Genomic DNA, 12,552 nt, shown 5'->3' with positions numbered 1-12,552 from the left:
GTTAAGTGAGATTAGGCTGGCCTAAAAGTATGGACGGCAATAACGGTTCCCAGGAAACACCAACGCGGCGAGATGTCCTCAAGTACGGCGGAGTTGCTACAGGCAGCGGATTGCTGGCGGGCTGTGCCGGTGTATTTGGATCTGACTCTCAATCCACTCCGGCCAATAATACAACGGAGAAATCAACTGAGACCGCTACTGAATCTACTAACTATTCGGTAACGATGGAACCGATAGGTGAGGTAGAGTTCGACTCAACTCCTGATCAATGGATTGCCTACGACGGTAGCTACGCTGATATGGGGGTCGCACTGGGCCAAGCCGACGGCATGACCGGTATCGGAGGTGCTGACCGATACTACACACATCTGTACAACGAAATACCAGGCGTGGAGATCGATACCGAACCTATCGAGAGTTATCCAGAGGTCCGGACAAAGGAAGAATTCTACGAACTTGACAACGATGTCCACCTATACGATCCGCAAATGCTCATTAATTGGTTCGACTGGGATGAGTCGGACATCAAGGAAATTACCACGAACGTTGCCCCGTTCGTGGGGAACTTGATCTTCCGAAGATCGGACGACTGGCACGACTACCGGTACTACACGTTGTACGAGGCCTTCGAAAAGGTCGCACAGGTGTTCCAAGAACAAGAGCGCTATGCGGCGTTCAAAGAACTCCACGACGAGTTCATTGCGGACATACAGAGCCAACTCCCGACAGCCGATGAGCGACCGAATGTCTTCCTTACGTACGGTGTCACGCAGGAACCAGATGAGTTCACACCGTACCGGCTCAACGACCAGGGAACGAGTAAGAAGCAGTGGCGTGACCTCGGCGTGAGCGACGCACTTGGCGGGACGGACATCGAGAATCAGAGCACTACGGGGAACATGGACCTCGACTACGAAGGGCTACTCGATTTGGACCCGGACGTGATTCTGTTCCGGAATTTCGCCGAGATGTCGGTCGAGGAGTTCCGAAATACCATCCTCGCATATATGGAAGATCATCCGGTCGGTAGCCAACTGACGGCCGTCAAGAACGGTCGCGTCTATCGTGGCGGATACCTCCATCAGGGACCGATCCACAACCTGTTTTTGACCGAACAGGCCGCAAAACAGATTTACCCCGACGTATTCGGGGACGTGACGGACGACACGGAACTGTTTGACCGGCAGCGCGTCGCGGACATCGTCAACGGGGCTTTCTAGAGTCCGGTCTCAAACTACTGTCGCTCGTCGTCCAGTCCAGACGACCGTTCCGTTTTGATCTCCTCGGCCCGTTCAAGTACCGCATCGTCGTCGATGTGCTCTACGAGATGCCGGTGACCATCCCGACGCCGTTTGCGCTGTTCGGATGGTGAGATCGCTTGCTCCACCTTCCGCTCGACGTACTGTGACTGTAGCTCATCGAAACGTGCCTCGGAGAGGTCGGCGTCTCCAACCCGTTCCGGGAACTCCTTCCGGACGTGTGCTTCCCAATCACCGTCGATGACAGACCCTTGAACGAACACCCAGTCAGTGTAGTGAGTTGCGAGATCCTCGGGCAAGCCCTCATCACGCCGCACGTCATGGATCAGTCCGAGCGCAGTCTCGCCCGCTTGTCCTGCGGCGACCACAGCTTGGTCCTCAGCCGTCCCAAGTCGACCAGCAAAATAGAGTCCATCTACCGATGTTCGACCGTAGCGTTTGTGCTCTTCCCAATTGATATCGACTCCCCCGTCGTCCCCCAGAAATTCTCCCTCGTCAAGTGTTTCGAGCCACTCTCGCCCGTACTTTGCTGCCGCGACGAGCGATTCAGTTGCATACTCGTCACCCGTTTCAGTCTCAATACGAAAGCCGTCTTCTGTCTGGCTTGCTTCTACAGCCTTCTCACGCGTGATTTCACAACCGACTCGCTCGGCTTGTGCGTGCAAAAGTTTCTGGAATGTTGGCGTATCGATTCCGCCAGGGAAGCCAGGAAAGTTCTCCAGATGTGCGATCCGGCCCAGTGATGACCGACCACGATCTAGGATTAGTGTGGAGAGTCCGTATCGACTCGTAAAAACACCAACTGTAATCCCTCCGACTCCTCCGCCAACAATAACAACGTCGTATTCTCCAGCCACGACCTTTCGAGACTTCTTCGACATGAGTGGATTAGGCTGGCCTAAAAGTAAAATTCTTCGATTTGCTATTTATTATCTGTCAAGAGGGTTTTCCGGAGCCAGTACTTCTGTGAGGGGTTCAACTTAGTATTGGGAGTTGTGGGCCACGTCGAGCTGTCGCTGTAGAAGGGTGCCGCGGTAGCGTCACCCGACACGGTCCGACAGTAGCCATTGAAAATCAATGCGCACCTGATCGCACGACGGCAGTGCGATCAGTGTGTACATCGTTTCAATTGTTACTATATCTGAAGTACTGAGTTCAACGGCAAGCACTGTAAGCTTGCTGTGGACGGTCAACTGGTAGTGTTTAGTTTAGAGGGATGTGTCAGCAAGATATTCTAAAGCCAATTTCCAGCGGTGGTCGGTTCGTCGTGTCACAAACATATGAAAACGGAGAGTTTCTTTGTCCTGTGTTTTAGCTTATATATTTGACAGTAGTCCGATTTCCATAGTGTGCTATCAGGGATGGTCCAAACTTGTTGAAGTAAAGCTCAGGGATGTTTCGTATTACATACGAGAAACACAGAGGCTCGCCATGTGTTTTGCTCTAGTCCTTGGAGAAGGATTTCTGTGTGATTTGTTGTCATGGTCAAAGACAACCGCTATGGAGAATATTGCTTCTTTTCGGACTCGTAGCGTTTATGAGCGTGCGCTTTTGTCCAGCCCATCAGAATGGGATAGCCGTTCTGAGGACGGCCTACAGGTAGAACTACTGATCGGTGGTTCTACTGATTACAGGAGAAACTATTACCTTCTCATATATACTTTCATAATGTCACTTTCAAGCATTCAGAAAGAATCAAAGTCGTCATATTTTTGTCGTACGGGAAAGGTTGGCTCAGTCTCGGGAGTTCGTGTGAGCGCTGTGTCCGCGTTGACGGATTTGCTCAAGCGTTGCAACAATCACGCCGACACCGATCTGTGGCGGAATCATACTCGCTCGGCCAGCAGAGGGCCACAAAATCCGACCGTCGGAGGGCACCACTCTGGGACAACTACTCGTGGCATGAACTGGTCAGTACAGACGAACCAATTATTGATGCTAACTGATCAGGAGTGCTAATCCGAAGCAGTCTCAACGCTATATTCATATCCAAGTTTCTCACGTAGCTGACGGAACGCCTCCAGTATCTTCTCTCCGTCTTCACCGGCAGGAATCTCGACGTGTGCTGGTGGAGTGGCACTCTCCGGATTCAGGACTCGCCAAACCGTTCGACGAAGTAACGACTCCTGGGATACCGGCTTCCAATCGAGACGTAGGCTATCCTCAGAAAACAGCACAGTCACCTGCTTCAGTCGTTCCAAATCATATGATGCGCTCTTCTCTTTATTGGAGCAATACAGCGAGTCCCATTTCAAATCATACGTGGTATCGTCAGTTGTCCAAGAGACAAGCCCGCCAAACGGGACAACAGCCGAACCTCGTACCGGATCGAGTGTCTCGTTCAATTCCTCAATTACTCCCTCGTGTCCACCCGCGTTGATTTCTCGGATATGGGTCTCATGCGGTACTGAGCGATACAGCCACGACTGGTCGGTCAAGACTGCAAATTCGTCGAAGTAGAACAGACGGTCCGTCCACACGTCAGTATCACCGTCCGGGATTTCGAGTACTGACTCAATCACCACCCGGTCCTCAGGAAGCGACGCTCGAAATTCGTGATCCGAACGGACAAACATACATTTCGAGTCGGGAACCCGCACTAGCTCCCGTTGTACCGTCTCAAATTGACCGTGTTTTGGCTCAAGCTCTAGGTGGACAACGGTTCCGTAGTCCATCAGAACGCGAATCGCCCGGTTCTCGACTGTCACACCGCCGAGTTCGTCCCAGTCCTTAACACCGGATAGACTCCGAGAGACGAGCCTATGTGTCGGTTCTGCAGCATCGAACTTCTCTGTAAACCCCATTGTTGTCGCGTACTCCCGGGGTTGTTAAAATCCTCGGCAGTGATCTATGCTAATTCAGTTACAGTCAACACAGGGGAACTCTTTAGCGGGTCAAACTTCTGGTAGGACGTATGGAGGCAGTTCAACGGATGCTGTTTCGTGAACCAGACGGACGACGGAAGGGCCTCTTATTCTCACTCTTCTCGTTCATTTGCATCCTTGGGTGGGTGTATTTCGGTATTGTACTCAACGGCCCTCACAACATGCTCTTTTTGGGTATCGCGTTTGCGTTCTCTGGGTTAGCTGAATCTCTTCCTCCGAGCCGACAACGTTCGGCAGGGGTACTGCGAATACTTGGTCTCGGTATCCTCGTTGTCTTCCTTGCTCTCCTCATAGTGGTTCCAGAATCAATATGGGGTTGAGCGCAAGTAAACGGGTTTGACAACTACTTTAGCGACGGGGCGAGGCTGGTCACAGACACGTTCCCGCCCGCGGCTAACGCGACAAAGATGTCATTGCTGGTGAATACATTCTTAATCGTACGACGTAAATGGCCGTGCATGGGACTGCGTTGTGAGGTATTTGGACACGACTTCGGGGAGTCGACGATAGAGGAGTCGTACGACGAAGGTAAGCGGGGCACTGTTCTAACTGTTCGGGAATACAAGTCTTGCGAGCGCTGTGAGCATATCCGAAATATCTCTGAGAACCAAGGCCTGATATCCACCACAGAGGAATCGAAAGCGAATGGCGAGCGGTCGGAAGAAGTCGAACACAGAACCGAAAACAAGGGGCCAGCGGGGGTGAGAGAGAACGCGGAGGTCGAGACCGAAGCGAGAGATCCGGTGCAGGCAGCGGACGAAACGGAACCGACCGAGCCACCCGCATCAACGATGGCCGTGTCAGACAATGTGGCAGAAACATCTCCAGATGTGGCGGCGAGTGACGAGTCACCGGCGGTGACCGAATCGGCGCTTCTGGAAACGACTGATGACGCCGTGATACTGTCGGAGACACAGGAACCAGATGACGACAGCGACACGCCGTCAAGTAACGACGATGCAGTCCTCATTGATGATGCTGCTACAGACACGGCAGAACCGTCTTCTGAAACCCCCGAAGAACCGGGTATAGGAAACGGTCGAGACGAGCAGTCGTATACGGCGGACCGCTCAAAGAATACCACAAGCGACTCGGTTCCGACGTATCAGTGTCCGAGGTGTGAGTTCGAACTCCCCGCGAGTGAATCGTCGTTCTTTCCCGGTGACGTTTGCCCACAGTGTCGGGTCGGCTACCTCGAGGACGTATCGGATGGTGAGTCGTAGGCGCTCGATGGGACGTACCCTCGTGGAGAGATAGTCGACGTCAGACAGTGTTTTCGCGAGGAGAGTGTACTCAGTAGTTTTGAAACAGCAGTTTTCGGACGTCGTCTTTCGTCCGGGCGCTCACCGTTGAACCGTCGGGAAGTGTGACTTCGTATGGTTCGTCGGTCTCGTCTGACCGGGTCCACTTCTCGTCATGTTCGGTTAGCAAACGGTTGGCAGCGGAAAGAGTATCACTCGGAGTGTCGTCAGCTGCCGCGTTCGACTCGGCCGCGTCGGCGCTTTCGATGGTATCGGCTGACGGTGTGGTCTGTGTCGGCGTACCGTTCTGTGCGACGTCACGTCCGTCGTCTGGCGTGTCCCCTGGCCTAGGTGGGCCGGCGGCCGCCTCCTCACCCCCCTCGTTCGCTCTTTTTTCAGGTTCGATATCCGCGAGGCGATCCGCAAGTTCACTCGTTCCAAGTGCTGCGAGCAGTTTTCCTCGCATCTCATCGGCCTCAATACCGCTACCGGGAACGTCCGGCACCTCGGAGGCGATGTGTTGAAGTTCCGGATACTCAGCCGAGGCGAGTCGCTCGTAGTCGGTACGGCTCAGGCCTTGCTCGTCTTCCAGCTGGTCCGGCGGTGTGTATGTATCGAGGAGGTAGTCAACGACATCTTGCGTACGAATGTGCCCGTACGTCTCGATGAACGCGTCTTCGAGATCCTCCCGAATCGTCGTCAAGTCATCCTGTTGTGTGTCCGTAATCTCGATCTCCGGCATCACCTCCAACATCGGTCGCCCATCTCATAACTCGTTCCCTGGACGGCGATACCTGACGGAACCATTGTATAGCAGAGGCACGCATGGTCTAGTATGCGGTGTCCCCGCTGCGAATCCGATCTCAGCACGTATACGCTTGCGACCGCTGACCAGACAGCTATCGTCTGTGAATCGTGCGGCTTCGCAGACATCTCTGCGTCGCATCACAACGAGGCCTCCCCCCCAGAGTCCTGGGAGTTCGCTCTCGCTCGGTTCAACGAGCATCCTGATTCTAACCCCGGTAAACCCGAAAACACCGGCCGTACACCCAGCGTCCCGATTCCCGAAAGGGACGAGCCCACAGACCGACCAGAGTTCTCGCTTGAACAGGCTGGTGTCGCGGTGGGAGTCTCTCTTGGGTCTGCTGCTAACAGGTTCCGACAGGACGCTGTTGACGAATTGAACCGTGTTATCGACGAGAACGAAATTGAACAGAGCGGGAAGGTTACAGCCAAATCTAATGAGAACGACGAGAATAGCCAAGACACGGAAACTGAAGCCGACAAAAACGGGGACGAAACTGAGTAGCGTCCGACGTCAGTTGTATTGTCTGGACGGGGACCAGTAGAATGTTCCGGCTGACGCCGGCGAGCAGTGCTTCTATTCGAGACCAACCGTTACTCGGCGGTGGTGTCAGATTCTTCGGCCTGCTCGTTTTGCCCCTCGCGCTCTTCTTCCGACCGCGCTGCGACGAGTGCGCCCTGTGCGACACTATACAGCGGATTCTCGGCTTGGCGGACGTCGCTGATTGAGAACGGTATCTCGGATTCGTTGATCCGTTCGGCGAACAACTCTTCGAAGCCGTCAGGACTGGATGTCCCACCAGTCACGACGACCGGGACATCCAGTCCCTCCTCGACATCTTCCTCATCGACTTCACTGATGATGTTCTCGATGACATAGTCGAGGAGATTATCGTAATAGATACTCAGTGCACCTTCAATACCGCCGACGTCCGTCTCGAAGTTGAGTGCGAAGTCCTCTTCTTTAACCGAGGTGACCTTATCGACGGGCGTGCCAGTCGCCTGTGCAGCCTGCTCGTCGATCCAGTCGCCACCGCGTGCGATGGAGAACTTCATTACGGGGACTGCATAGTACGACAGACAGACGTTGGTCATCCCGGCGCCGAAGCTGATACCGAGGCCAGTGAACTCACGGTTGGCAAGCTCGGAGTAGATGACGGCCATCCCTTCATTGATCGGTTCCGGGCTGTAGCCCATATCAGTGAGTAGGGACTCAATCGTCTTTTGATGATATAGCGTCGAGACATCGGCATCGATTGGGTCCGCGGGAACCGAGAAAAACAGGCGTTCATTCGGGAACTCCGGCTGTCCAACCACCTGTTCCGTGATGAGCTTAATCATCGGAATAGCTGATTGCTCGTCGCTCGAGAGAATCCCGGCTTGCATCGGGCGGCGTGTCTCCTCACTGAAGATGTTCGCGAAATTCAGGGCGTCATCGCCAACGATGTAGACGCGATCATCCTTGCGGATGTGGAGAACATCACTTCTCGACAGCATCTGTTCGGCCATGTCGCTGTAGTCAATTTCGACGAAGGAGTTCCGCTGCTGCACAAATACTGTTTCGTTACCATCTTGGCGTGCAGACAGGAGGTTCATCGTACCGACATCGAGACCTTGGGGCATACAGTTGTATTCCTCCCACCAAGTTGAAAAAACTATCCTGTTTTGTTGCAATAGGTTACATTTTATTTATGAAAACAGACGGACTGGTTCGTAGGAACATATTACTCCGGGTTACCCCACGCAACGAGAGAACAACAGCGGAGTGTCTGTGGTGAGCAGACAGTCTATTCAAATAACAACGACCGAAGACGGGTAACAATGCTTCGTTGCTCTTTGACACCGGTTTCCACATCGTCATCTTCGGCCTGCTCATTTCGAAACTGCGTGAGAGCGTCGACCTGTTCTTCGGTACCGGTGCTTCGTTCTGTCTTTGATTGGCCACCCTGTAGCTGTCTGAGCCCATCTACTGCGTCATCAACGTCATTGCTGTCGGCTCGTGTCGTGGTCGCCTCGGAATTCTCGATAGCCGTCCGATCGAGGTCAGAGTCCGTTTCTGGCATATCCAGATTTAGCCGCTTAGTTTTGGGCTGCTGTTCGACACCACCCCACGATAGTTCCGCTCCGTCTAGTGCCTGTTCGATATCGTCGTCCACATCTGCTTTGCTGACAGATTCAGACTCGCTCTCGGCCGACTCGACTGGTTCAGTTGAGTCGCTTGGGGTTGCCGCTTTCTCGAGGTAGTGTGCAACCAGCGCCGCTCCTGTTGAGGCCGCAAGCATGACTAAGCCAGTGGCGTAAACGCTGATCGTCCAGACGCTGCCGTTGACTCCGCCACTGTTCGTCCACCCATACGGAAAGACATTAACCAGAATTATCGTTGCGGCGAGACAGAACAACGTGCCGGCGGCACTGACGACCCGGGTCTTGAAACCGACTGGGAGGAGTACGACGACGCTCAACAGCACGGAGGGCAGTCCGACGAACCCAACGACGAGCGCAACCTCACGAATCTGCCAGTACGGTGCGCTCCCGGGCTCCAGAACGTTACTGTACAGAAAGAGGCAGAATCCGACGATGGCAAGCGTAACTCCGGCAAAAAAGAGTCCGAACCCAACGTAAATATCTCGCTCTTTAGCTGGTTCGCCGACATATTCGTAATAAATCGACGCAAGCGTGTCGCGATAGCCCGACACTGAGTCGGCAGACTCTGGGGACCTGTCCGATGTAGATGCAGAGCTCATTCCGTTTGTTATTTGGTCCCGATGGGTGTTAAAGATGGCTTACCCTATTTCGTTCGATCCTACCTGCGGGGGGCGAGTGGGAGCGGCGACACGCTGGTTCAGGGGCGTGAGGGCGTCACTCCTTCCTTGATGGTGATCCCGTCGTTCTGAATGTGGACGAAGATAGTCCGTTCAGGTTCGTCGGAGACTGTCACGGCAGCGACTGATTCGTGTTGTCTATCGAGAACGGCTTTAACCCTGTAGCAGCCAGCCTGTAGCAAGTTGACCGAACAGCCGGACTGGCCCGACAAGAGCTGATAGTGGGCTCTATGACAACACACCTCGCTGTCGTATATTTCTATGCGGACATCATGTTTGGTATCGGTGGTGTTTCTGATGTGGAGGTCTTCGTTCGCCAGACGCCACTGTTCACTGTTCGTCGACAGAAGTTTACGACTACTGGAGGGCATGTCGACATTGTACCTATGCTACAGTTACGAATATGTCTTATGGATTGACAGTGCATCGCGATGTCATTAATGTGCTCTCACATGTAGTGTAGTTATATACTGGTTCCCAATCGGTACCTGTTCATGTCTAATCTGGCAAAGCAGCTCCCCGGAATCTTGGAAGCGCAAGAAGCCAGATGGCATCTGTGCCGTGTGTCCCCTTCACGGACGACTCCGCCGTCGTGGACACGGGCGTCGCGTTGCGTCTGCCAGGCGGATATCCGCTGAAAAATGGCGGTCGCTCGCGGTTGTTCTGGCTCTCGGCACGGTTCTGATGATGGCGGTGAGCGGCCCTCTGGTTCTTGTTGGGCAGTCCTCGGCGTCTCACACTATATGGCGATATTCGTAGGGACAACAGTGGCATCGACCGATTCGATCGTTGCGACCCAGCGGCGCTACCGGTCACGTCCACGCCGACAGCTTCGTCCCACAACCGGCGACGACGGCGTCGATCAAATCCGTCACAGACGATGAAATACGACCGATTCAGCCCGGTCACTCGGGGCTTTCGCCACGCTCAGTCGGTGTACCAGTACGCCCAGAGGATCAACACGCCCTGCAGCGGCAACCGTGCCCAGCGGACCAACACAGAGGGATCGCCGCCACCCGTCCCCTCGATAGTGACCATGGAGACAGCCATATAGACGTTCGCGGGAAAGATCGCGACGAGCAATGCGATCGTCGCCCACGCGGCGTACGAACGCGTCCGGGGCACCAACAGGCCGAGCCCGACAGCGATTTCCGCGACGCCGGACAGATACACCAGCGCAAGTGCCGCCGGCAAGACCGGTGGCACGATCTGGACGTATAGTTCCGGCACGACGAAATGCAATCCTCCCGCGACGACATACAGGAGCGCCATCACGTAGCACAACGGCCGTTTGAACTGTCGCAAGCCAACACGCATCTACTACCGTGTATGGGGACCAGTGGAAAGCAAGTTGGGATTTGTCCTCCAGTGAGAACGGAGTCTCGGCCTCTCACCCCGGAAGAAAGAGATTAAGAATTGCGACGACCAAGCCGGCGAGTCCCATCCGCGCTGCGGCAACGTACCACCGCTGACCCGAAATCGAGCCCATGTAAGCGCCGAACGCACCCAACACACCGATACCCAGGCCGACCGAGATGAGTGCGGCTTCTACCATTGTGACAACGGTCCCCGCGACAACGAACGGTGTCAGTGGAATCAGAACCCCGATGAGTGGCCCCAGGCCGCTCATCATGGCGTGTACGAAGCGGGCACCGCTCTGGTCGCGTTGAACGCGGGTATCGTCGAGGTCTTTGAGCATCGCTCGCTCGATACGTCTGATTTCGGCCCGGGTTTCGGCACGTTCGATTTCCCAGACGCTCCAGACCGCAGACGTCCCGAGACCGACTGCCGCGCCCAGTCCGATTTTGATGACAGTGGAGCCATCTGAAACTCCCGAAAGGACAGCGCCGACGATGATGCCGATGCACGTCAGCGTCCCGTCGAAGCCGTTCGAGATGAAGTACCGGCGCGAGATTGCGAGGACGTCCTCCTTCCCGAGAAGACGCCTGAGGAGTTGTCGAATGGACGTCACGGCGCGTCAGGCATCCTGTAACGTCCGTCGGTCCGTCACGACGCTGTCACCGCAGGCAACCTGGTCCACAGAGTGGACTGACCCGCCGAGGTTTTCGATCGTTTCTTCGATTGCCTCGAAGTCCAGCTCTTCGCCTTCGAAGGTGAGCTTGACGTTTTGCACTTCCTGATCTAGTTCGATCAGAGACGAAGTGACGCCCTCGACGCACTCAATTTCGGCCAGCTGATCGGTGAACATCAGCAGGGGCGGATCGTGGGGTTTCAGTACATCGATAACGAGGCGCCGGACTGCTGCCATATCTCAATACGGTGGGGGGATTGGCTTAAAAATGTGTGTCAGCACCGTCCTGTCGACGCGCCAGCCCTGGTGGGGGCGTAGAGCAATCCCCTGTGTGTCCCAGCCACAGATGGCTGGAGAGCGCTCCGGTGGGCGAGATATTATTAGACGTCACTGCGTAGTCCGCCACACAGCCTCCGAATACAATGTCTCTGAAACCATACCGGCGCGAGTGCTTTGATGCGTAGGCAACGGCACAGAGTACGCGAGGACGCAGAAGCCACAATCAGGGAGTGCGAAGATAGGGACCCGCCTACGGACAACCCGACACGCTCCCCGCGACCCAGATAGCTGATCCACATTCCAGCACGCCACTATGTACGACACTATCCTGTTCCCAACCGACGGAAGTGACGCCGCAGAATCGGTCCGTGAGTACGCAATACAGATCGCAGTCGAACACGAGGCGACGATTCACGTTATCAACGTCGCCGACACCGGCCGAGACAGCGTCACCACGATTCGTGGAGAGGTCATCGACGTTCTCGAAACAGAAGGGGAGCGCATCGTGGCGGAAGCCACACAGGATGCGAAAGATGAAGGCGTTCCTGTCGTCTCTGCGGTCCTCCAGGGTGACCCGCACAAGACGATAGTCGACTACAGCAAACAGTCCGACATCGATTGCATCGTTATGCCGACGCACGGACGGCGCGGGCTCAAGCGAATCCTGCTCGGAAGCGTCACCGAACGCGTCATCAATACGGCAGCGGTTCCCGTCGTTGCGGTCAACCCTGCCGAAGACCGACCACTCGTGTATCCACCCAAGCACGTCCTCGTCCCGACGGATGGAAGCCGTGGCGCAGCACTCGCAGTGGCAGAGGGGATCGATGTCGCGAAGGCGACGGGAGCAACGCTCCACCTGCTTCACGTTGTCGAGACCGGCGGTCTCGGACCGGATGCACGCTCCGTCCTGAAAGAAGGGGAGTTGACTGAGCGGGCAAATGAGATTCTGGCCGAAGCGACCGAGAAAGTCGAGGAGACGTCGCTCAACTCGGTCACCAGCGTCATCGAACACGGAACCCCCTCGAAGGTGATTTGCGACTACATCGACGAGAACGAGGTCGATCTCGCGATCATGGGGACCCACGGACAGACTGACTTCAGCAGGTACGTCATGGGTGGTGTCAGCGCCAAAATTGTCCGGCAGTCCCCAGTTCCGGTGGCGTGGGTTCGCGAGCCTGAATCCGCACCAAATGAGTAGCTCAGCCCGTGAATCGGCCGACACATACCAGA

13 protein-coding genes are annotated in these 12,552 nt (G+C 55.2%); 4 read left to right on the top strand and 9 right to left on the bottom strand.

Annotation, left to right across the window (positions count from 1 at the left end; genetic code table 11):
- The first annotated feature begins 29 nt into the window (after window positions 1–29).
- A complete protein-coding gene (locus SG26_RS00870; protein WP_050036585.1) occupies window positions 30–1,220 on the top strand; it encodes an ABC transporter substrate-binding protein in 1,191 nt (396 codons plus the stop codon).
- Window positions 1,221–1,234: 14 nt separating this feature from the next.
- On the opposite strand, the gene SG26_RS00865 is transcribed toward SG26_RS00870, so the two are convergent.
- Both SG26_RS00865 and SG26_RS00860 read right to left on the bottom strand, forming a co-directional pair.
- Window positions 1,235–2,140: an NAD(P)/FAD-dependent oxidoreductase gene (locus SG26_RS00865; RefSeq protein ID WP_050036584.1), complete on the bottom strand. Its 906-nt coding sequence runs from the start codon at window positions 2,138–2,140 to the stop codon at window positions 1,235–1,237.
- Between the two features lie 1,074 nt (window positions 2,141–3,214).
- Complete coding sequence (locus tag SG26_RS00860; protein WP_050036583.1) at window positions 3,215–4,063, bottom strand: hypothetical protein; 849 nt, start codon at window positions 4,061–4,063, stop codon at window positions 3,215–3,217.
- Between the two features lie 539 nt (window positions 4,064–4,602).
- Between SG26_RS00860 and SG26_RS00850 the strand changes: the two genes are divergently transcribed.
- Window positions 4,603–5,367, top strand: a complete 765-nt coding sequence (locus SG26_RS00850) for a hypothetical protein (protein WP_228841623.1) — start codon at window positions 4,603–4,605, stop codon at window positions 5,365–5,367.
- A gap of 70 nt (window positions 5,368–5,437) precedes the next feature.
- Here SG26_RS00850 and SG26_RS00845 read toward each other — a convergent pair whose 3' ends face one another.
- Window positions 5,438–6,139, bottom strand: a complete 702-nt coding sequence (locus SG26_RS00845) for a hypothetical protein (protein ID WP_014030839.1) — start codon at window positions 6,137–6,139, stop codon at window positions 5,438–5,440.
- 81 nt (window positions 6,140–6,220) lie between these two features.
- Here SG26_RS00845 and SG26_RS00840 point away from each other — a divergent pair, with 81 nt between their 5' ends.
- A complete protein-coding gene (locus tag SG26_RS00840) occupies window positions 6,221–6,694 on the top strand; it encodes a hypothetical protein (protein WP_014030840.1) in 474 nt (157 codons plus the stop codon).
- Window positions 6,695–6,783: 89 nt separating this feature from the next.
- On the opposite strand, the gene SG26_RS00835 is transcribed toward SG26_RS00840, so the two are convergent.
- From SG26_RS00835 to SG26_RS00810, 6 genes are all read right to left on the bottom strand, one after another.
- A complete protein-coding gene (locus SG26_RS00835) occupies window positions 6,784–7,812 on the bottom strand; it encodes a hypothetical protein (protein ID WP_014030841.1) in 1,029 nt (342 codons plus the stop codon).
- Between the two features lie 164 nt (window positions 7,813–7,976).
- Window positions 7,977–8,885: a hypothetical protein gene (locus SG26_RS00830; protein WP_014030842.1), complete on the bottom strand. Its 909-nt coding sequence runs from the start codon at window positions 8,883–8,885 to the stop codon at window positions 7,977–7,979.
- A gap of 146 nt (window positions 8,886–9,031) precedes the next feature.
- A complete protein-coding gene (locus tag SG26_RS00825) occupies window positions 9,032–9,382 on the bottom strand; it encodes a hypothetical protein (RefSeq protein WP_023842930.1) in 351 nt (116 codons plus the stop codon).
- 556 nt (window positions 9,383–9,938) lie between these two features.
- On the bottom strand, window positions 9,939–10,328 hold the full coding sequence (locus tag SG26_RS00820; protein ID WP_008308456.1) for a MauE/DoxX family redox-associated membrane protein: 390 nt from the start codon (window positions 10,326–10,328) through the stop codon (window positions 9,939–9,941).
- 73 nt (window positions 10,329–10,401) lie between these two features.
- Window positions 10,402–10,983, bottom strand: a complete 582-nt coding sequence (locus tag SG26_RS00815) for a VIT1/CCC1 transporter family protein (protein ID WP_050036581.1) — start codon at window positions 10,981–10,983, stop codon at window positions 10,402–10,404.
- A 6-nt stretch (window positions 10,984–10,989) separates the two neighbouring features.
- Window positions 10,990–11,280, bottom strand: a complete 291-nt coding sequence (locus SG26_RS00810; protein WP_008308452.1) for a DUF211 domain-containing protein — start codon at window positions 11,278–11,280, stop codon at window positions 10,990–10,992.
- Window positions 11,281–11,635: 355 nt separating this feature from the next.
- Here SG26_RS00810 and SG26_RS00805 point away from each other — a divergent pair, with 355 nt between their 5' ends.
- A complete protein-coding gene (locus SG26_RS00805; protein WP_050036580.1) occupies window positions 11,636–12,520 on the top strand; it encodes a universal stress protein in 885 nt (294 codons plus the stop codon).
- The last annotated feature ends 32 nt before the right edge of the window (window positions 12,521–12,552 follow it).

Source organism: Haloarcula sp. CBA1115 (genome assembly GCF_000827835.1).
Classification (GTDB): Archaea; Halobacteriota; Halobacteria; order Halobacteriales; family Haloarculaceae; genus Haloarcula; species Haloarcula hispanica.
Note: the sequence above shows the minus strand (reverse complement) of the source record. Positions and strands in the feature narration are given on the sequence as shown.